Consider the following 21,630-nt stretch of genomic DNA (forward strand, 5'->3'; position numbering starts at 1 on the left):
AGTTGCGCAGCGAGAGCCGTGAGGCGCGGGGCACTGTGCCCTCAGGGCAAGCCTCCGGTGCCATCGAGCACGTACTTCATCGACTGCCCCGGCGCGAGCTCGGAGCGATGGCCGTCCACCACCACCGTGATCGGGGCCGCGCCGCTGCTCTCCACCGTGACGGTGAGCAGCATATGGGAGAGTTCCAGCCGCAGCTGCTGTGACCGGTAGGTGAAGTCGAACGCGATCGAGTCGATCTCCGGGGGCAGCAGGGGATGCAGCCACAGCATGTCGGACCGCAGCTCCAGCCCCGGGTAGCAGCGGCCGACCATGTCGATGGAGCCGGCCATGGCGCCGACGTGGATACCGTCCCTGGTCGAGCCGCCCTGGATGTCGGAGAGGTCGCTCTCGAGCGCCCGGGTGAGGAAGTCCCACGATCGCTCCCGCCGCTGCCGCGCCTCGATCCACGAGTGCACGACGTTGGACAGTGTCGAGCCGTAGGTGGATCGCTCGGTGTAGTGGTTCACGGTGCGCACGACCGCCTCGGCGGGCAGCGGATAGCCCATCTCGCTGAGGAGTTCGCGCAGTTCCTCGGCGGAGAACAGGTAGAGCAGCATGAGGGCATCCGGCTGTTTAGACACCTTGTAGCGGTTGGTGCTGTCACCCTCGGCGTTGAGGATCAGGTCGAGGCGGCCGATCGACCCGTAGCGGCTTCGGTAACGCTCCCAGTCCAGCTCGGCGAGACTCTCGTAGCCCTCGAACTGTGCGATAGCGCCGTCGCGGAGGAACGGCACGGTGAGGCGCCTGCCGATGTCCAGCCAGCGATCCGCCTCCGTCGCGAGAAGCCCCAGCCGGTCCCAGAGCGGCCGACACGAACGGCTGGCCAGGAGCGACACGGTGTCGGCCGCTCGCCGCAGCACCCAGGCGGCCATCACGTTCGTGTAGGCATTGTTGCGCAGGCCTTCTCCCGGCTGGTCCGGGTAGCCGTCGTGAAACTCGTCCGGCCCCATCACCCCGCTGATCGAGTACCGGTCGGTGGCCGGCTCGTGCGTGGCCAGATCCGCGAAGTAGCGGGCCACCTCGATCACGAGCTCGGCGCCCTGGTCCACCAGGAAGCTCAGGTCGCCGGTGGACTGGTAGTGCTGCCAGGCGCTGTAGGCGATCCCCAGGCCGACGTGGCGCTGGCGGTAGGAGTTGTCGGGCATCCAGGCGCCGGTCAACGGGTTGTACAGCTCGCGAGGCGTGACCTCTCGACCGTCGATGCCGCTCTGCCAGGGGAACATCGCCCCGCTCAGGCCCTGGGCGCGCGCGGACGACCGGGCCTCGTCCAGGCGCCGGTAGCGGTAGCCGAGCAGGGTGCGGCTGAGGTCCGGTCGGCGGAGGGTGAGCGACGGGTAGACGAAGAGCTCGTCCCAGAAGACGTGCCCGCCATAGCCCTCGCCGTGCAGCCCTCTCGCCGGGACACCGGCGTCGAGGTCGGCGGTCACCGAGGCGAGGGTCTGCAGCACGTGGAAGGTGTTGAGGTTGAGGGCGAGGGACTGGCGCTCGCCGGAGCGCAACTCGACCCGGAACTCGTCCCAGAGAATCCGCCACGCCCGCTCGTGCGCGGCGAGCAGGGCGTCCGCGCCCGGTGTCCGGCCGAGCAGGGTCGCGGCGGCCTCGGCCGGTGAGGCTATCGCGCGGTCCCGGGAGGTGCGCACCACCACGACCTTCTCGATCCGGATGGCGTGCCCGGCGTTCACGGTGAGGTCGAGTTCGTGGGCGACCCAGCCCTCCTCGTCGACCAGGAAGCTGCGGGTCGGAGTCAGCTGGTGGGCCCCGTCGAAGGCCCTCGTGCGGGCGGCGGTCGCGATGTGGATGCCGGACCGGATGGTCTCCATCTCGAGCAGGATGCTCTCCGCATCGAGTTCGTGCGTCTTCCGGGCCGAGAGGTGCCGTCGGGTGAGCAGGGGCGACCCGGCGGCGTTGCGGTTCGTCACCCGGCCGTCGATGGCGGACCGCACGGTGAGGACCCCGCTCCAGTTCTCCGGCTCGATCGTCGTCTCGATCATCGCGGTGTGCGCGCTGGCCTGGGAGACCAGCCGCCGCGACCGCACGCGGGTGATCCGGCCCTCGTCGTCGCTGAATCGGAGGTCACGGGTCAGCAGGGCTCGGCGCAGGTCCAGCTCCTGCCGGTACTCGAGCAGCCGCGCGGTCGACGGCGCGAACCAGGCCCCGCCATCCACCCGGAACCAGAGGGGGAGCCAGCTCGGGGCATTCACCATGGCCTCGCTCTCGGTGGCGACGCCGTCCCGTTCGCTCGTGACGGTGTTGTAGACGCCGGCGAAGTAGGTGCCGGGGTAGTGAACGCCGTCGGCATCGGCCTCCGCCGCGGCACCGCGTGTTCCCCAGTAACCATTGGCGAGGGTGCACAGCGCCTCTCGGGTGCCCTCCTGCGCCGCATCGAATCCGTCGTAGCGCAGCATCCATTGACTCGTCGCTCCATCGTGGGCCGCCGCGTCGAGGTCAAGGTCGCGCAGGTCGCGCACGACCACGTCGGCGCCGGCGATCTGAAGGGGCGAGTTGTCGAGGTATCGATCGAGTCCCACCACCAGGCCGAAGCCGCCGGCCGCTCCGGCCCGGATCCCCGACACGGCATCCTCGACGACGACCGTGCGGTCCGGTTCAGCCCCGAGGGCGCGGCAGGCCTCGAGAAACAGGGCGGGGCTCGGCTTGCCGGCGATCCGCAGGCGTCGGAGGTCGTTGCCGTCCACGCGCGCGTCGAAGAGGTCTGCCACCCCGGCCGCCTTCAACACTCGCGCGGCATTCCGGCTCGATGTGGCGACGGCGGTGCGGATGCCACGCCCGCGCAGCGTCCGCAGGAACTCGATGGTGCCCGGCACCGTGCTCACCCCGGCGGTCGAGAGCTCAGCCTCGAAGAGACGCTGCTTTCGGGCTGCCAGGCTCGCGATCAACTCGGCGTCTTCGTCGATCGCCCTCGAGGCGAGGAACTCCCGGATGCCGTCCTCCCTGGTGCGACCGTCGAGGTGGCTGCGGTAATCGGCCTCGTCGTAGGGGCGGGCCGTCGGTGCGAGCCGGGGGAGAGCCTCGTCGAAGAGCTTCTTCCACGCCCGGGCATGCACGCTCGCGGTGTCGGTGACGACCCCGTCCAGGTCGAGGATGACGGCGTCAAATGGCGGCGGGGCGGACCCGTGAGTGGTGCTCCGCCGCTCGCCCATGGTTCGAGTCTCGAGGCCACCGGGCGGGAGCGCCAGTGGCTTTGGTCCCGCCGGCTGAGCCGGGATGACCAACGGATTGCGGCACACGCGACTGTCCCCACAACGGGGGACAATCGCGTCCAATGACCCCCGAATAGGGGTACAACCAGCCAATTGTGCGGGGTTTTTCAGCATTGCTGTGTTTAGCCTGTAATCGGCACCATCCGCCGCGACACCTCCGGTTGACATTTACGTCATGTGGGTCACGCGCGTTGATCGTGTCGTTTCAGTGCAGCAGGTGAAGGGCACAGAGAGCCCCACCGCCAACGCCATCGTCGCCGTTGCCCGGCACACGCGTGCCGGGCGCGATTGATCGCGCCTGCCCAACGGAATGGAGATCAGCATCATGGCACCACTCTGGAAAGACAGACCTTTTCGCGGCAACCGCCGCTCTCAGCACACCCCGCTCGCCCGTGTCGCCGAGAACGGCGCGGCCAACTCGCCGACGCTCGTGCTCTTTGTGCTCATCGCCACGATCGGCGTGCTCGCGTACACGTTCTTCCTTCTCAACCCGGCCAATCGCGGGGACTGGTTGCCCTACAGCCTCGTGATCACCGCCGAGGTGATCCTGGTGACCCAGGCACTCGTGTCGATGTGGACCATCCTCTCGGGGGGAGTCGATCCCCGGGACTTCGCGTTCCATCACTCCCAGGAGCGCATCTTCGATGCCGAGAGCATCGAGGCGGAGGGCACCGAGTCGAGCCCCAGGGACTGGGCGATCTACCTCGACGACAAGCGTGTCGGCGTCGACGTGTTCATCACCGTCTACGGCGAGGAGCTGTCGAAGATCCGCCGCACCGCCACGGCGGCGATCGCGATGCGCGGTGAGCACATCACCTGGATCCTCGACGACGGCGGGTCGGATGCCGTGCGCGACCTCGCCGGGGACATCGGGGCCCGCTACGTGCGGCGGCTGAGCAACCACGGAGCGAAGGCCGGCAACGTCAACCATGCGCTGTCGATCAGCAACGGCGAGTTCTACGCGATCTTCGACGCCGACTTCGTGCCGAAGGAGGACTTTCTCTACGAGACGGTCCCGTTCTTCATCGACGGCAACGTCGCGTTCGTGCAGACGCCGCAGACCTACGGCAACATCAAGAATCTCGTCTCGAGTGGCGCCGGATTCATGCAGTCCGTGTTCTACCGCTTCATCCAGCCCGGTCGCAACCGCTTCAACGCGGCATTCTGCGTCGGCACGAACGTGATCTTCCGTCGCGAGGCCATCAACGACATCGGCGGCATGTACACCGACTCCAAGTCGGAGGACGTGTGGACCTCGCTCATGCTTCACGAGAAGGGCTGGCGCTCGGTCTACATCCCCGTGACACTCGCCGTCGGCGACGCTCCGGAGACCGTGGAGGACTACACGAAGCAGCAGCTGCGTTGGGCATCCGGGGGTTTCGAGATTCTCATGCGGCACAACCCGCTGAACCCGCGCAACCGCCTCACCATGGACCAGCGACTCCAGTACACCGTCACGGCCACCCACTACCTCGTCGGGATCACCCCGCTGCTGCTGCTGCTCGTGCCGCCGCTCGAGATCTACTTCGACCTGCGACCAGTGAACCTCACGGTGACCTGGCTCACCTGGCTCTTGTTCTACCTGGGTTTCTACGGCCTGCAGATCATGCTCGCGTTCAACACCATGGGGTCGTTCCGACCGGCCACCCTCGTGATGGCGACGGTGTCGTTTCCGATCTACATCCGGGCGTTCATCAACGTGTTCGCCGCGCGGGAGCAGAAGTGGCACGTCACGGGAGGCGCCGGCAAACGCGTCTCACCCTTCAACTTCATGATTCCGCAGGTACTCGTCTTCGCCTTCCTGCTGCTCACGTCCGGGGTGGCGATCATGAAGGATGTCGGCCACGGCACGCTCACCCTCGCCACGGCGTGGAACCTCACGAGCACGGCGGTCTTCGCGGTGTTCATCGTCGCCGCGCTGAAGGAGGCGCACGTCGCCCGCGTGACGGTGCCCGAGTCGCCCCAGCTCTATCCCACCTTTGCCCGGCCGCCCGTGGCGCGAGCCGCGCACCGCGCCCCGGCTGCCCCGGTGGTTCCGGCCACTCAAGCCATTCCGGTCGCCCCGGCCGTCCCGGCGATGCCCGTACACGCTTTTGACTCGAAAGGAATGGTGACCCGATGACCTGGGGAAACCGATTCCGCCTTTTCGGCGGACTGCTCATCGTGCTCGCGATCGTCGCGGGAGCGACGCTCGTGCTCAACCAACGCGAGAACCAGGTGGCGAGCGGCTCCGCGTCGATCAACGCCATCGCGTACTCCGTCGGCTCCGACTACGCCGGCTCCGTCGTGAGCCAGGCCGTGAAGGCGGGCGACAAGGTCAAGAAGGGCGACCCCCTCATGACCATCCAGAGCGCGACCCTTCTGCGCGACCTTTCGTCGCCGAAGACCGTGCCGGTGAGCGCCGCGTACACCACGTCGAAGGACGGCACCCTCACACTCATGGCGACCGAGCCCGGCGTGGTGTCCGACATCAAGGCCCAGGTCGGCGGACTCGTCGGTGCCGGTCAGCCTCTCGCCACGATCGACCGCAGCGGGCCGTTTTTCGTGCTCGCCAAGTTCAGGGTCGACTCCTACGACTTCGCCAGGGTGGAGAAGGGCGCGCGCGTCGAAATCGTGCTGCCCAACCACCAGCGGGTCACCGGCACCGTCTCTGATGTCAAGGTGCAGACGGTGGCCGGGGCCGCGGATGCCGCGATCAAGATCGCGAGCAAGGACCTCATCGCGGGCAGCCACGATGGCCTCGTCGAACCGGGGACCCCGGTCACGGCGATCATGCACCTGCGCGACGACGGACCCCTCGCCGGTGTGAAGGATTCGTTCTTCTCGCTGCTCGAGCAGATTGGAATCTGATGAATCGAACGACTATTGCTCGCGGCACGGGAATCCTGGCGGCGGGAGTCGCGGTTCTGCTCGCGGTTGCGGCCTGCGGGAGTCCGAACGCGCCGGCCGACCCCTCGACGAGCTCGGTTCTCCCCGACTCGCAGATCGGCTCGACCGTGGCGAAGCTGCCGGCCAAGTCCGTGGGCAAGGTCCCGACAATGCGACTGGCGAAGGGACTCGCGCCGCCCACCAATCGCTGGTTCTCCGGCCTGGTCTTCGGCGAAAAGCCGCTTCCGGTCTTTCCGCTTCCCCTCTCCTTCGGGCTCACCGACACCGGTTTCACCCTCGGGCTGCCCACGGTCACGACCACCCCGGACACCATCACGGGCGGAAACACCCCGAGTATCACGGTGGATGCCGGGGCGGCCAGGAGCCAGATCACCGCCTATGACGACGTCTCGGTGACCATCGCGCACCTCGACGGCTCGGGAGCCCAGCTCGGATCGACCGTCATCGCGGAGGGTTCGCCGCTCGTGAGCTTCACGGCGGCGAAGAAGCTGACCTTGCGGATGGGGCAGCAATTCACCGATGCCGGCGCCGGCGTCTGGTCCACCAGGGTCGGCGACACCACCTACGGCCTGCGGACAGCGGGCACGGTGGCGCAGGACGGCACCACCCTGTCGCTCGACAAGGGGGATGCCGCGGTCTGGTTCCCCGTGCCGAAGGACGGCACCCTCAAGGCCGTCGCCGCCCACGCGGCACCCCTGCAGTCGGTGACCCTCGACTACACCGCGGAGAGCCCGAACGCCACGACCAGGCTCGGCTACCGCACGCAGGGACAGAAGGACACGCTCATCGCCGTGCTGCCGCACCAGCAGAAGGCGATGGCCACGCCGGCCTGCACCCTCGGCAGCTATCCGTCCGCCTACGGCACGATGTCCCTCTGCGCCGGCACCTCCCTCGCCTGGAGCACCCCGGTCGTCACGCCCTCGGATGCCCTCGATGTCAGGTCGCTCAGCGAGTCGGAGAAGAGCGTGCTGCGGAACCAACTGGGCAAGGACGTCGCCGCGACGACCGCGCTGCCGGCCGACACCTACTTCGGCGGAAAGGCGCTCTACCGCCTCGCCAACCTGCTGACCCTCGCCAACCAGCTCGGCGACACCGCCGTGGCCAAGTCCGTGGGGGCGACCCTGGGTGCGGCCCTTCGCCAGTGGACCAATCCCGCAGGCTGCAAGTCGGGCACTGAGCGCTGCTTCGTCTACGACGCGAAGATGAAGGGACTCGTCGGGCTCTCGGCGTCGTTCGGGTCCGAGCAGTTCAACGACCACAACTTCCACTACGGCTACTTCCTCTATGCGGCGAGCGTCGCCGCGGCGCAGGATGTCGTCCTGCGCAAGGACATCACTCCGGTGATGAACCTCATCGCGGCCGATCTCGCCACGAGCGGCCCGTCGAAGTACTTCCCTGACCGCCGCGGATTCGACGCGTACTCCGGGCACTCCTGGGCATCCGGCTATTCGCCGTTCGCCGACGGAAACAACCTCGAGTCGAGTTCGGAGGCGGTGAGCGCCTGGAACGGTCTCGCGCTGTGGAGCGGCGTCACGGGGAATACGCCCCTGAAGAAGGAGGCGTTGTGGATGCTCTCGGGCGAGGCGGCTTCCGGCAAGGCGTATTGGACGGACTTCACCGCCTCCGATGCCGCGTACACGGGCTACTCGCATTCGATTGTCGCCCTCAACTGGGGCGGCAAACGCGACTACTCCACCTGGTTCAGCGCGGAGGCCAACGCCAAGCTGGGCATCCAGCTCATCCCCATGAGCCCTGCCTCCAGGTATCTCGCCGGGGACGCCGCGCGAATCGGCAAGAACGTCGCCGAGGCGACACCGGCTGGCTACGGCGTGAAGTTCGGCGACTATCTGCTGATGTACTCGTCGCTCGCCGGGCCCGAGCAGGCGAAGACCGCTCTGGCCACCGCACGGGACCTGCCGGAGAAGTTCATCGATGATGGCAACTCCCGCAGCTACCTGCTCGCGTGGATCATGACCCGCTAGATGTACTGCCCAAGGGACGTTGGTTAACCAGCTGATGGGTGGGCCCGCTCCTATCGGGGTGTGGGGCCTGTGTCCGCGCCACTGTGCGGCACTCCCTTGCCCTTGGCACGCGTTGTGCAGGACGGCTCCGCCGTCCACGGTGCCCGCCCCGCAGACTCCAGTTGTGCAGGACGGGTTCTGCAGGACGGTTGGACGGGTTGTGCAGGACGCCTCGGGCGGATGGCGAGGACGATTGGTGCAGAACCGACGGGAACGTCCCGCAGACCGGGACTCTTCGGGTCGCCACACCCCTGCCGTATCCTGCACAAGCTGTCCTGCACAACTGGAGTCTGCGGGGTAGGCGACCATGCCTCCGGGGCCCGTCCTGCAGAGCGCGGCCCGACCGATGCGGGCGGCAATGCGAGAGGGCCGAGAAGCCCCAGCGTCCGGCGCGCGTCGTCCGGCGACCGGCGTGCGGCGGAGCAGCATCCACGTGGGACACGAGGACCTCCAGGTTCGTGACGTGGTCTGCCTTTGACAGCTCCACTTTCACGCCAGGAGGTCCTCGCTCACGCTCACCGAAGCGAGTCGTCACGCCCAATCCACCAACCTGCCTGGACAGTACAGCTGGACCGCAGGCGACAATGCCCTCGCCACCCGGCGGGGGCATTGTCGGTCGTGCGGCGAAGGTCAGCGCTTCATCTCGCTGATGCAGATGAAGTTGCCCTCGCTGTCGCGGAACCACGCGCTTCGCATCGCGTCTCCGGTCGCCACTCCGTTGACCGTCTTCATGCCGGGCACGTCGTACTCCTCGAAGACGATGCCGTGCTCTCGCATCGTCGCCATCTCCGAGTCGAGGTCGTCGGTCATCCAGCCCATCTGGGTGTTCTGGGCCGTTCCGGCGTTGGCGGTCTCGTAGAGTTCGAACTGAGCGCCGGAGTCTGGTCGGTAGACGAGTACGCCGTCGACCTCGTCCTGCGGATCCATGCCGAGCTTGTCGTGATAGAAGGTCCTGGCGCGCTGCAGGTCGGCAGCGGGCAGAACCGTGTGGAGTTCCTTCAACATTGTTTCTGCTCCTTCGGAAGGGTGAAGGTCGGGTTGCTTGGCGCTCGCGGACTGCGCGGCTGCGTGCCCGGCCGCGCGCGCCTCGCGAGCGAGTGTGGGAGCCGGGAACTGGCCTGTTCCGCGGAGCGTCGACCAACGGCTCCTCGTCCGCCGGACCGGCATTCGCGGTTCGACTGGGCGGTGTTTTTCGCACCGAATTTTACGCCTAGCGAGCCTTCGCGTCGACGTCGAATTCGATGTGCAGCAGCCCGTGCCGACGACCCCTCGCCGCGGCCGGGGAGAACAGGCCGAGCAGCACGAGCACCAGCCCCAGCTCGAGCATCCCGATCACGATGTACGCCACCTGCAACGGGCTGAACGGGATGAAGATCATCTGCACGAAGATCCAGATGAGCATCTCGTACCCGCAGATCGCGGCCGCGAGAAGGCGCCAACGCTCCCTCCGCACGGTCAGGACGAAGGCTGCGACATGCAGCCCGCCCACCAGCACCGCGAGCAGAAGCCCCGGCACGAGATAGGACGAGAACGGGGAACCCTTCAGGTAGGCCGGGGGAGGCGAGAGCACGGTCGCGAGATCCGGGGAGAGGGAGCCGATGATCAGCGCGCCCCCGCCGGCGATGGCGCTCACCGCGACGAGTGCGAGCACCCAGCAGAGCACGAGATGGGCGGCACGGGAGAGATCCATCGTTCGCCTCGTTTCTCCCGCCGTGGCGGGCGTCGTCTGCGCACCATGGTGCCGCGTGGCGGGGGAGCGGGAGAGAGGCGAAAGTCCCGCGGATGACGCGGCCCGAAAGAGATTCGGCCTTTGACGAGCCGGACACCGGGGAATCCGTGCGACTCCTGCGGGAGCGGGCCGCGGTGCCTGGGCCCCGCTTAAGCGATGACGCTCATTTCGGCGGTCGGTGTCGCCGACACGCGTTCGATGTCTCGAACCGCGAGACGCAGTTCGAGTTCGTTCATCACGAGGGCGGCGAGGTCGGTGAGCGTGGCGAGTTCGGCCGCGGTGGCGCGCCGCGGGGAGACGTCGAGCACACAGAGTGTGCCGAGCTGGAACCCATCGTGGGTGCGCAGTGGCACTCCGGCATAGAACTGGAGGCCGAACTCTCCGGCGACGAGCGGATTGGCCAGCGCCCTCGGGTCGATCCGTGCGTCTTCCACCACCCACGGTTCGTCCTGGAGGATCGCGGACGCGCAGAGTCCCGCATCCCGTCCGACCTCCTCGATCTCGAGACCGTGATGCGAGGAGAACCAGATCCGGTCGTGGTCCACCACGCTCACGATCGCGATCGGCACCGAGAACACCCGGGCAGCAATCGCCGTGATGCGGTCGAATGAGCCGTTCTGTGGCGCATTGACGAGGTCGTAGCGGCGAATCGCCTCCAGGCGCTGCGGCTCGTTCGCCGGGATGAGCGGAAGGTCGTGCCGGTGCCGTCCGGTCTCGGAGATCATGGCCTGACTCAGCGCGAGGACGAGGTCGTTGGCGTCCGGCCGGTCGTCCGGATTCTGCGCGGTCATTGCGGCGAGGAGAATCCGCCAGTCCTCGGGCAGGTCCTCAGGCAGGTGCGGCTCGCCGAGCACCCTCGCCACGGCGGACGGCACCGGATCGCCGGGGAAGGCGATCTCGCGCGTGAAACACTCGAGAAGAACGAGGCCGAGCGAATAGACGTCGCTCGGGGGGCCGACGGGAGTCTGGCGAACCTGTTCCGGGCTGAGGTACGCCGCCGTGCCGGCGGTGAGGCCGGTGGAGGTGGAGCGCTCGTCGTCGGTGCGCAAGGCAATCCCGAAGTCTGTGAGCTTGGCCCGGGGCCGCGTGCTGTCGTTCTGGTAGTCGACCATCATGATGTTCGCCGGCTTAATGTCCCGGTGCACTACCCCCAGATGGTGGATGTACTGCAGGCCCTCGGCCAGGTCGTATCCGATGTGGGCGACCTCGCGGGGGGTGAGGGGCTCCCGGGAGATTCGTTGCCTGAGGTCTTCGCCCTCGACAAGGGCCATCACGAAGTAGATGCGTGGGCTGTCGAACTCGTCGCGGTCGATGGCGGCGTCGAGGAGGGTGACGAGGCCGTGGTGGTTGAGACTGGCCAGCACGTTGACCTCCGCTTCCTGACGACGGGTCTCGCTCTCGTCGGTACTCGCCGGGAAGATCTTGACGGCGACGTCCCTCGCGAGGAACTCGTCGTGGGCGCGATAGACGGAACCGCCGCCCCCGCGTCCGAGGAGTTCGCTGACACGGTACCGACCGCGAAGCAGCCTCGGTTCTGGTGCGTCCACGTCAGCCGCCTCCCTGTCTGCGCTCCCTGCGCGTGCGTTCAATTGTCGCGTGACCGAGGCCGCCACCCCCGATTCCGGCTCGACCGTTGACAATGGACACCGCCTGGAGTACAAGCCGCAGGTCAGGACAGCCTGACCTTGCTGGACGGCGAGAGCCCGGCGTGTTTTGCTGTGCACGTGACCACAGAAGAGCCGATTCCTCAGCAGCACGACCTCGAACCCCATCGGGATGGCACCGCCCAGCGGCTTAATTGGCTGCGGGCGGGAGTGCTCGGTGCCAATGACGGCATCGTCTCTGTCGCCGCGCTCGTGGTGGGGGTGGCCGGGGCAACGACGAATACCGCTGTGATCCTCACCGCCGGAGTGGCCGCACTCGTCGGTGGCGGCATCTCCATGGCCCTCGGCGAGTACGTCTCGGTGAGCAGTCAGCGCGACAGCGAACGTGCCCTGATTGCGAAGGAGCGACGCGAACTGCTCGAGTCGCCGGAGGAGGAGCTGGCTGAGCTCGCCGGAATCTACCGGTCGAAGGGCCTCTCCGAGGAGACCTCGTGGCAGGTGGCCACGGAACTGACCAAACACGACGCTCTCGCCGCCCACCTCTCTGCCGAGCTCAACATCGTGGAGAACGACGTCGCGAGCCCGTGGCACGCGGCATTCGCCTCGGCCGTGGCCTTCCTCATCGGCGGCCTTCTTCCCCTCATCGTGATCCTTCTGCCGCCGGCGGCCTGGCGGGTTCCGGCCACCTTCGTGGTCGTGCTCATCGCCCTCGCCGCGACCGGCCTGGTCGGGGCGCATCTCGGCGGCAGCTCACGTCTCACCGCCGCCGTGCGCGTCGTCGTCGGGGGCGCCCTGGCCCTCATCGTGACCTTCGCCATCGGGGCGCTGCTCGGCACGACAGGCATCGTGTAGCCGGCCGCTCTCGCATCCTGATGTAACCACCGGGGGACCTTCGGCCGAGCCGTGCCACGCCGCAGGCGGGGTCGGATTTCGAGGGCGAGTCGTGCTTAAGAGTACGCTGGCGGCAACCTAGGACCTTCGGCCCTGTCCGCCTGTTTGGCCCTCTGTCTACCGTGTCAGAGGCAACGAAAGGATCACCACCGAATGGTCTCGTCCTCGGAATCCACCTCGCACGAACTCGCTACCAGATCCAGTTACCCGCTCCACGTGGTGGACGAATGGTGGAGGGCCGCGAACTACCTCACGGTGGGGCAGATCTACCTCAAGACGAACCCGTTGCTCACCGCAGTCCTCGCTCCCGAGCACATCAAGCCGCGACTTCTCGGCCACTGGGGCACGTCCCCGGCGCTCAACCTCATCTATGCGCACCTGAACCGCATCATCGTGCAGCGCGAGGCCAACGTGCTCTACGTCGCGGGCCCGGGACACGGCGGACCGGCCATGGTGGCCAACGCCTGGCTCGACGGCACGTACTCGGAGCTGTTCCCCAACGTGAGCCAGGATGCCGAGGGCATGGCCGAGCTCTTCCGGCAGTTCTCCTTCCCGGGCGGCATCCCGTCGCATGCCTCGCCCGAGACCCCGGGTTCGATCCACGAGGGCGGAGAACTCGGCTATTCGCTCGTTCATGCCTACGGCGCGGCGCTGGACAACCCGTCGCTCACGGTGGCCTGCGTGATCGGCGACGGAGAGGCCGAGACGGGCACCCTCGCCGCGAGCTGGCACCTCAACAAGTTCCTCAACCCACAGACCGACGGCGTCGTGCTGCCGATCCTCAACCTCAACGGCTATAAGATCGCGAACCCCGCCGTGCTCGCCAGGATCCCGGAGGACGAGCTGCTCGCCCTCTTCCGTGGTTACGGCTACTCGCCGCGAATCGTCTCCGGCGGGTTCGACGGCGAGGATCCGATGGCCGTGCACGACGCTCTGGCTGCGGTCCTCGAGCAGGCGTTCGACGACATCCAGAGCATCAAGCGTCGCGCCAGAAGCGGTCGCTCCGTGGGTCGGCCGGCCTGGCCGATGATCATCCTGCGCACCCCGAAGGGCTGGACGGGCCCCCGCTTCGTCGACGGGGTGCCGGTAGAGGGCACCTGGCGTGCCCACCAGGTCCCGCTCGCCGAGGTGCGGGAGAACCCGGAACACCTCGCCCTGCTCGAGGCGTGGATGCACAGCTACAGCCCGCGGGAGCTCTTCGACCGCGAGGGCCGGCCCACGCCCACCCTCGAGTCCATCAGGCCCCGGGGCGCGAAGCGGATGAGCGCCATCCCCGCCTCCAACGGTGGCCTGCTGCTCAGGGACCTCGCGCTGCCCCCGATCGAGAACCGACAGGTGGATGTGAGCGCGCGCCGCGGTGCCACGTCGGAGGCCACGCGGGTGCTCGGGCACTGGCTCGCCGACGTCGTCAAGGCCAACCCCGACAACTTCCGCATCTTCGGACCGGACGAGACGGCCTCCAACCGCCTGGACGGCGTGTACGAGGTCACCGCCAAGCAGTGGCAGGGCTCGTTCGAGCCGACGGACGAGCACCTCGACCCCGAGGGAAAGGTCATCGAGATCCTGAGCGAGAACCTCGTCCAGGGTCTGCTCGAGGGCTACCTGCTCAGCGGCCGGCACGGGCTGATGAACTCCTACGAGGCCTTCATCCACGTTGTCGACTCGATGTTCAACCAGCACGCGAAGTGGCTTGAGTCGAGCGCCCACGTTCCCTGGCGGCGGCCGGTCGCCTCCTTCACCTACCTGCTGAGTTCGCATGTCTGGCGCCAGGATCACAACGGTTTCTCGCACCAGGATCCCGGATTCCTCAACCACGTGGTGAGCAAGAGCGCCAAGGTCGTTCGGGTGTACCTCCCGTCCGACGCCAACAGCCTGCTCGTGACCGCGGAGCACTGCCTGGCCACCCGCGACTACGTGAATGTGATCGTCGCCGGCAAGCAGCCGGCGCCGACCTTCCTGAGCCTCGAGGAGGCGCGGATCCACGGCGCGCGGGGAATCGGCATCTGGGACTGGGCGGGCACGGAGCGTGACGGCGAAGACGTTCACGTCGTTCTCGCGGCGGCCGGGGACGTGCCGACTCTCGAGGCGATGGCGGCGGTGCACCTGCTTCGGCAGAACATCCCGGGACTTCGGGTCCGCTTCGTCAACGTCGTCGACCTGATGCGGCTGCAGGATCCGCTCGAGCACCCGCACGGCATGCCGAACAACGACTTCGACGCCATCTTCACCACCAGCAAGCCGGTGATCTTCGCCTTCCACGGCTACCCGGCCCTCGTGCACCAGCTCGCCTATCGCCGCACCAATCATGACAACATCCACGTGCGCGGGTTCAAGGAGAAGGGCACCACGACGACACCGTTCGACATGCTCATGCTCAACGATCTTGATCGCTACCGCCTCGCGATGGATGTGATCAGGCACGTGCCCGGCCTCGGCGAACGCTATGCGGGGCTCGCCCAGCACTTCGACGACGAGCGTGCCCGGCACCGCGCATTCGCCTACGAGCATGGAATCGATAGCCCGGATGTTCTCGGCTGGGGTTGGCTCGATGCGCGGCCCGGCGAGACCGAGGAGCCGACCGGTGACGCCCTGGACACAGGGGCAGACGCCGTCCTCGGTGCCTGAGGCGGGGGCATGACAACGGGGGTCACCGGGCGAGCTCTGGCGCCGGAGACGGTCGGTTCCCTGTCGATCGAGGATGCGGCGGCGCGCGGCGTGGACGAGGTCGCCGCCGCGCTCGGCTCGACGCCCGCCGGTCTGACGACCGCTGAGGCGGCTCGTCGGCTGGCGGTGGTCGGGCCGAACGCGCTCAGAACCCACAAGGCGAACGGCTGGGCGGTGCTCGGCCGCCAGCTCCGCAGCCCCATCCTGATCCTGTTGGTGGTCACGGCCGGCATCTCCCTGTTCGTCGGGCAGACCACCGACTCGATTGTGATCGGCGTGATCGTGATCGTGAGCGTCGGGCTCGGGTTCGGCAACGAGTATCGGGCCGAACGGGCATCGGAGGCGCTGCATTCGAACATCGCCCATCGCGCGATCGTGATCCGCGACGGCAGTCCGACCGAGGTCAACGTGATCGACCTGGTGCCCGGCGATGTCGTGCGCCTCGCGCTCGGCGCGGTGATCCCGGCCGACATCCGGGTGATCGCCTGCGAGGACCTCCTCTGCGAGGAGGGGATCCTCACCGGGGAGTCCCTGCCAGTGGAGAAGTCGGTCGCGCCGGTGCTGGCCGGCGCCGCCCTCGGGGACCTGACGTCCTGCATCTTCATGGGCACGATCATCCACGCCGGAAGCTGCACGGGCATGGTGGTGGCGACCGGCGGGCGGGCCGAATTCGGTCGGATCGCGATGGGCCTGAGCACCCGGCAGCCCCAGACCGAGTTTCAGCTCGGACTGAGCCGGTTCTCGGTGCTGCTCCTCGAGGTGGCCATCGCCCTCACGGCCCTGATCTTCGTAGCCAATCTGCTGCTCCAACGACCGCTGCTCGAGTCGCTGCTGTTCTCGCTCGCCATCGCCGTGGGCATCACGCCGCAGCTGCTCCCGGCGGTGGTCAGCACGAGTCTCGCCACCGGCAGCCGGGCGCTCGCCCGTCGACGCGTGCTCGTCAAGCGCCTCATCTGCATCGAGGACCTCGGCGACATGGACGTGCTCGTCACGGACAAGACCGGCACCCTCACCGAGGGCCGCATCGGCTTCACCGCCGCCCTCCCGGCCGACTCCGGTTCCACCGCCCGGGAGGTCTTCCGCTGGGGGCTTCTGGCGACCGAGGTGGACTACTCGCGGCCGCAGGTGTCGATCCTGGGCCAGAACCCCCTCGACTCCGCCCTGTGGGAGTCGCCGGATGCCGCTTCCGCCGACGTGGCCACGGTCACCCAGATCGACGTGACCCCCTTCGACCACCAGCGCCGGATGACGAGCGTGCTGGTGCGCGAGGCCACCGGCCAGGTGCTCCTGGTCACGAAGGGCTCGCCGGAAGACGTGATGGCGCGCTGTGTGAACGTGCCAGCGGGGGCCCAGCCGCTGCTCGACGGACAGTACGACCAGGGCTCTCGCGTCGTCGCCGTGGCGACTCGCGTGGCGACCGGGCTCGGCTCCATCAGCGCCGCGGATGAGAAGGACCTGACCCTCGCCGGATTCCTCGTCTTCGTCGACCCGCCCAAGGCGAATGCCCGCGAATCCCTCGCCCAGCTTGCCGCCCTCGGCATCACGGTCAAGATCGCCACGGGCGACAACGCGAAGGTCGCGGAGAAGGTGTGCCGCGACCTGGGGCTGGAATCCGGCGAGACGCTCACCGGGGCGCAGATCGATGCCCTCTCCGATGCCGAGCTGGCCGACGCCGTGCGGCGCGCGGGGATCTTCGCCCGGGTCTCCCCGGAACAGAAGGCCCGCATCATCGCCCAGCTGCGGCAGCAGGGGCGAGCCGTGGGATTCCTGGGCGACGGTGTCAACGACGCCCTCGCCCTGCACCGCGCAGATCTCGGCATCTCGGTGGACAGCGCGACGGATGTCGCCAAGGACGCCGCCGACATCATCCTGCTCGACAAGGACCTCGGCGTTCTCGCCCAGGGGGTGATGGAGGGGCGTCGAATCTTCTCCAACACCATCAAGTACGTGCTCATGGGCACCTCGAGCAATTTCGGCAACATGTTCAGCGCGTCCGTCGCGTCGGTGGCCCTGAGCTTCCTGCCGATGCTCCCCGGCCAGATCCTGCTGAACAACCTGCTCTACGACAGCAGCCAACTGGCGATTCCCGGCGACCGGGTGGACCGGGAGCAGCTGGTGGCGCCGTCGCACTGGGACATCAAGTTCATCCGGCGCTTCATGCTCGTCTTCGGACCGATCAGCTCCCTGTTCGACTTCGCCACCTTCGCCCTGATGCTTCTGGTGTTCCACGCGGCGCCGGGGGAGTTCCGGGCCGGCTGGTTCATCGAGTCGCTCGCGACCCAGACGCTCATCATCTTCGCGATCCGCACCAGGCGGGTGCCGTTCTTCAGGAGCCGGCCGTCCGTCGGGCTGCTCAGCGCGGTGCTCGGCGTCGTGGCGATCGGCGCCTATCTGCCGTTCTCCCCGATCGCCGCCGTGCTCGGATTCACGCCGCTTCCCGCGCCGTTCTTCCTCGCGCTCGTCGGCATGATCCTGGTCTACCTCGTTCTCGTGGAGCTGGCGAAGACCTGGCTGTTCGCGCGCCCGCGCCCGGCGTTGGTCCTGCCGCGAGCGCGAGGTCGGGCCCATCGGATCTCCCGCCGCGCCGCGCGGTTCAGCAGCCCCGAGAGGCTCTCCCCGCCGCGAGCCTGAGCTCGGGAACCAGGTCGCACCAGCACCACAAATGTGCCCAGGAGGGTGGGTGCGGCCTGGTCCCGCCCGGGGCGGCTAGTAGCGCTCCGGTTCCGGTGCGCGCAGAAAGCGGCGCCCGGTGATCTCGGTCGGCGTGATGCGAACGTAGATGTACTTGAGGGTCGGAATCCAGGGGCTGAGCGGAAGCTGGTCGGCCTCGAAGATGTCTTCCTGATTCTCGATCATTTGGGCACGGCCCTTGACGATCACGCTCCAGGCCCACTCGTCGGTGTAGGCATCCGCCTCGAAGGCGACGTTGGAGTTGATGGTCAGCTCGAGCAGCTTGGTGCCCTCCGAGGTGCGGAAGAGGATCGTGTCCCCGTCGGCGTAGTAGTTGATCGGGAAGATCTCGGGCTGGTTCGCGACACTCACGCCGAGCCTCCCGAAGGCGGATCCGTCGAGCAACTCCCACGACTCGGCCTCGGTGAGCACCGTGACCGGACCCTGGGGAGACCAGAGATCGATGTTCTCCTCCTGTGGTGACATGACGTGCTCCTCCCGTCTTGTCATTAAAGGGCGGGGGTGCTCCTCGCCGTAGGGTCGAAGGTCCCTGCCGCCTCGAGCGGGCGCGCCGAGTCGAGGTCGAGGCGGTGGGAGACGAGCGCATCAGGCACGGGCAGGTGCGAAATCACGATGACCGTGCGGTGCTCGTCCGTCGCGATCGACAGGATGTCGCGCAGGAGAAGCTCCGCAAGTCGCGGTTCGACGTTCGCGGCCGGCTCGTCGAACACGATCACCGGGAAGTCCGCGAGAAGCGCCCTGGCGAGGGCGATCCGCCCGGCCTGCCCACCAGACACGAGCGATCCCGCATCGCCGACCCGAGCGTCCAGCCCGCCCCGTTCGCTCAGCCAGGACGCGAGGCCCACCCGCTCCAGTGCGGCCACCAGCTCGCCGTCGGTGGCGGTGTCGCGCGCGAACAACAGGTTCTGGCGAACGCTCTCGTCGAAGAGATACGGTGACTGCTCGACCAGGCCGATGGTGGCCCGCACCGTCTCGAGCGGCAGGTCTCTCGCCTCGACCCCGCCGAGGCGGAAGCTGCCCGAGTAGTCGAGAAAGCGCACGAGCAGATGGGCGAGGGTCGTTTTTCCCGAGCCGCTCGGTCCGCGCACGACGAGACGATCCCCGCGCCGCAACCGCACGGTGACCCCGTGCACGGCAGGTTCAGTGGCGCCGGGCCAGCTCGCGGCCACGTCGACAAGCTCGAGGACGGTTCCGTCTGGTGCCGTCGGCTGGGGAGGCGGATTCCCCCGGCTGGGTGCGCCAGCGGGGAGTTCTGTCGGTAGTTCCGCGGGAGGGTCGGTCGGCACCGACGCGGCGATCCGTTCGGCGCTCGACCGCACCTGCCGCCACGCGGCCATCGCCAGCGGGGCTGTGCCGACGACATCGAAGACCGCGAGGGGCACGAGGGCGATGACGGCCAGGGCCGGCCCGCCGATCGACCCGTGTGCGAGTGCCGGGATGCCCACGATCAGCCCGCCGACCGTCGCGGTGGCGGCGAGCGCGGAGAGCACCGCCGCGGTCACGCCCGCCGCGGCAGCCCGCGCGAGTGTCGCGGTGCGGAGCCGGGCGTCGGCCTCGTCCACGGCGGCCTGGCGTTCCGCGACGGCGCCGAAGGCGATGAACACGTCGAGCCCGTTGACGAATTCGAGCAGGCGGTCGCCCAGGGCCCCGCGGAGAGGGGCGATGGCGCGTTCGGCGCGCGCCGCGATCGCCGAGTGGGCGACGGTCGAGACGATGAACCCGATGGCCAGGGACAACGCGAGGGCGAACCCCGCCGCCGGAAGAATCAGGGAGATCCCGATCACGCTGAGCACGGCGGTGACCGCGGCGGTCACGAGGGGTTGAACGACCCGCAGCGGCAAGTTCTGCAACTCGTCAACGTCGTTGACGAGACGGGTGAGAAGGTCGCCGCGAGCCGTCGCGCCCAGTCCGTCCGGTGCGAGCGGCACGAGCCGCGAGTAGATGCCCACTCGCACGGCGGCGAGCTGGCGGAAGGCCGCGTCGTGGCTCGCGAGCCGGTCGGCGTAGCGGAATCCGGCCCTGCCCAGCGCGAAGGCGCGCACACCGACGATCGCCGCGGAGAGGAACAGGATGGGGGGATGCTCGGCCGCCCGGGTGATCAGCCACGCCGACGTGGCGAGAAGCGCGACGGAGCTCGCCGCGGACAGCAGGCCCAGGAGCGCGCCAGGAGCGAACCGGGCGAGCCGGGGCTGGGCGAGGCGCAATACGGCCAGCGTTCGAGCATCCGGCAGTCGGGAGTCACGCATTGGCGGGTTCCGCCATCCGGATCACGTCGTCCGCCGCCGCGAGCACCGCCGGCCGGTGGCTCGCGACCAGCACGGTGATCCCGGCCGCCGCGAGGGTTCGGAGACCGACGAGAAGGTCCGCCTCCGTGTCGCCGTCGAGCGCGGCGGTCGGTTCGTCGAGCACGAGGATGGGGCAGCCGCGGTCGAGGCAGCGGTAGATGGCCCTGGCCACCGCCACCCGGTCCGCCTGCCCGCCGGAGAGTCCTCCGCCGTTCACCGCGACGGGCGAGTCCTGGTCGAGTTCGGAGGCCGCCGCGAGCGCGAGCGACCGCTCGACGAGGGCGCGGTCGACACTCGCCGCGCCGAGCGCCACATTGGCGGCGATCGTGCCCTCGAGGAGGCCGGCGTTCTGCCCGGCCCAGGCCACGCGATCGAGCCTCTCGGCCGACCGGTCGCCGTCGATGTCGATCTCGCCGGCGAATGGCACGAATCCGAGCAGCGCGGCGATGATGCTGGACTTGCCCGATCCGCTCGGCCCGGCGAGCACGGTCATCCTCCCGGCGTCGATCTCCGCGTTGAAGGGGTGCACGGCCCGGTCACCCTCGTAGTCGACGGTCACGCGCGAGAAGCGGACGCCGGCGGGCGCGAGCGCGCCTGGCTGCCAGTTAGAGGCGGCCCTCGTCAACGGCGTGGGCACCGCGTCCGCCGCATCGAGGACGACGAAGACGTCCTCGGCGGCCGCGATGCCGTCTGCCGCGGCGTGGTAGTTGGCCCCGACCTGCCGGAGCGGGAGGAAGGCCTCGGGGGCGAGCAGGAGCACGAACAGGCCGACTCCGAGTCCGAGGTCGCCGTTCACAAGCCGCAGGCCCACCGAGACGGCGACGAGGGCGACCGAGAGGCTGGCGATCAGTTCGAGCGCGAACCCGCTGAGGAAGGAGATGCGCAGCACCTTCATCGTCTCGACCCGGTAGCCCTCGGTGATCGCCTCGATACGGGAACGCTGGCGCTCGGCGCGACCGAAGATCTTGAGGGTGGCCAGCCCGTTCACGAGGTCGAGGAATCGGCTGGACAGGTGGGTGAGGCTGCGCCACTGTGCCCGCTGCACGCTCTGAGTGGCCCAGCCGATCAGCACCATGAAGAGGGGGATCAGGGGAAGCGTGACGAGCACCGCTATGCCGCTCGTCGCATCCTGGAGCATCATGACGGCGACGATGACCGGAGTGGCCACCGCGGTGAGTACCAGCTGCGGCAGGAAGAGCGAGAAGTATCCGTCGAGGGCCTCGAGGCCGTGCCCGGCCGTCGTGGCGATCTCGGCCCGGTTGCGCCCGGCGAGCCAGCCCGGCCCGAGTCTGGCGAGGCCGGCGACGAACCGACGCCGCAACTGGCTCTTCACCAGGGCGGAGCCGCGCGCGGAGCCGAAATCGGCAAGCCAGACGAGTGCGGCCCGAAGCGCCCCCACCGCGGCCAGCGCGCCGATAACGCCCCACGCTGCCTCGAGCGGCACCCCGTGGATCGCATCGACAAGGACGCGCGATAACAGCCAGCAGAACGCGACGGTGCAGGCGGTGCGTGCAACGCCGAGAGCCCCGGAGAGCACCAGGAACAGGCGCGCGGCGGCCGCGTAGCGCAGCAGGCGGGGGTCGAACGGACGCACCGCTT

13 protein-coding genes are annotated in these 21,630 nt (G+C 68.4%); 6 read left to right on the forward strand and 7 right to left on the reverse strand.

Annotation, left to right across the window (positions count from 1 at the left end):
- Positions 1-41: 41 nt before the first annotated feature.
- Complete coding sequence (locus tag FVP33_RS15640; protein ID WP_187270758.1) at positions 42-3,197, reverse strand: beta-phosphoglucomutase family hydrolase; 3,156 nt, start codon at positions 3,195-3,197, stop codon at positions 42-44.
- A 385-nt stretch (positions 3,198-3,582) separates the two neighbouring features.
- On the opposite strand from FVP33_RS15640, the gene FVP33_RS15645 reads away from it, so the two are divergent.
- Genes FVP33_RS15645 through FVP33_RS15655 form a run of 3 tightly spaced genes read left to right on the forward strand, consistent with a single transcriptional unit; the run spans position 3,583 to position 8,128 of the window.
- Entirely contained in the window at positions 3,583-5,379 is a 1,797-nt protein-coding gene (locus tag FVP33_RS15645; RefSeq protein ID WP_147784624.1) for a glycosyltransferase family 2 protein, read from the forward strand.
- Entirely contained in the window at positions 5,376-6,107 is a 732-nt protein-coding gene (locus tag FVP33_RS15650) for an efflux RND transporter periplasmic adaptor subunit (RefSeq protein ID WP_147784625.1), read from the forward strand. The genes FVP33_RS15645 and FVP33_RS15650 overlap by 4 nt, the downstream gene beginning before the upstream one ends.
- Entirely contained in the window at positions 6,107-8,128 is a 2,022-nt protein-coding gene (locus FVP33_RS15655) for a glycosyl hydrolase (protein ID WP_147784626.1), read from the forward strand. The genes FVP33_RS15650 and FVP33_RS15655 overlap by 1 nt, the downstream gene beginning before the upstream one ends.
- A gap of 669 nt (positions 8,129-8,797) precedes the next feature.
- Here the strand turns inward: FVP33_RS15655 and FVP33_RS15660 are convergent.
- From FVP33_RS15660 to FVP33_RS15670, 3 genes are all read right to left on the reverse strand, one after another.
- The gene (locus FVP33_RS15660; RefSeq protein WP_147784627.1) at positions 8,798-9,172 is read right to left on the reverse strand and encodes a VOC family protein; all 375 of its coding nucleotides are present in this window, start codon (positions 9,170-9,172) and stop codon (positions 8,798-8,800) included.
- Positions 9,173-9,377: 205 nt separating this feature from the next.
- On the reverse strand, positions 9,378-9,857 hold the full coding sequence (locus FVP33_RS15665) for a hypothetical protein (RefSeq protein WP_187270759.1): 480 nt from the start codon (positions 9,855-9,857) through the stop codon (positions 9,378-9,380).
- 188 nt (positions 9,858-10,045) lie between these two features.
- On the reverse strand, positions 10,046-11,443 hold the full coding sequence (locus tag FVP33_RS15670) for a protein kinase domain-containing protein (protein ID WP_246142369.1): 1,398 nt from the start codon (positions 11,441-11,443) through the stop codon (positions 10,046-10,048).
- A 177-nt stretch (positions 11,444-11,620) separates the two neighbouring features.
- Here FVP33_RS15670 and FVP33_RS15675 point away from each other — a divergent pair, with 177 nt between their 5' ends.
- The 3 genes from FVP33_RS15675 (at position 11,621) to mgtA (ending at position 17,686) form a co-directional block, all read left to right on the forward strand.
- Positions 11,621-12,352, forward strand: coding sequence for a VIT1/CCC1 transporter family protein (locus FVP33_RS15675; protein ID WP_246142370.1), 732 nt, complete (start codon positions 11,621-11,623; stop codon positions 12,350-12,352).
- 192 nt (positions 12,353-12,544) lie between these two features.
- Entirely contained in the window at positions 12,545-15,016 is a 2,472-nt protein-coding gene (locus tag FVP33_RS15680) for a phosphoketolase family protein (RefSeq protein ID WP_147784629.1), read from the forward strand.
- 9 nt (positions 15,017-15,025) lie between these two features.
- The gene (mgtA, locus tag FVP33_RS15685) at positions 15,026-17,686 is read left to right on the forward strand and encodes a magnesium-translocating P-type ATPase (protein ID WP_147784630.1); all 2,661 of its coding nucleotides are present in this window, start codon (positions 15,026-15,028) and stop codon (positions 17,684-17,686) included.
- Positions 17,687-17,761: 75 nt separating this feature from the next.
- Here the strand turns inward: mgtA and FVP33_RS15690 are convergent, their stop codons facing one another.
- Genes FVP33_RS15690 through cydD form a run of 3 tightly spaced genes read right to left on the reverse strand, consistent with a single transcriptional unit; the run spans position 17,762 to position 21,625 of the window.
- Positions 17,762-18,211 carry a pyridoxamine 5'-phosphate oxidase family protein gene (locus FVP33_RS15690; protein WP_147784631.1) on the reverse strand — a complete coding sequence of 150 codons (450 nt, stop codon included), beginning with the start codon at positions 18,209-18,211 and terminating at the stop codon, positions 17,762-17,764.
- 23 nt (positions 18,212-18,234) lie between these two features.
- A complete protein-coding gene (gene cydC / locus FVP33_RS15695; protein WP_147784632.1) occupies positions 18,235-19,992 on the reverse strand; it encodes a thiol reductant ABC exporter subunit CydC in 1,758 nt (585 codons plus the stop codon).
- Positions 19,985-21,625 carry a thiol reductant ABC exporter subunit CydD gene (cydD, locus tag FVP33_RS15700; protein WP_147784633.1) on the reverse strand — a complete coding sequence of 547 codons (1,641 nt, stop codon included), beginning with the start codon at positions 21,623-21,625 and terminating at the stop codon, positions 19,985-19,987. The genes cydC and cydD overlap by 8 nt, the downstream gene beginning before the upstream one ends.
- Between the last annotated feature and the right edge of the window lie 5 nt (positions 21,626-21,630).

The organism is Lacisediminihabitans profunda (assembly GCF_008040105.1).
In the GTDB taxonomy this organism is placed as follows: domain Bacteria; phylum Actinomycetota; class Actinomycetes; order Actinomycetales; family Microbacteriaceae; genus Lacisediminihabitans; species Lacisediminihabitans profunda.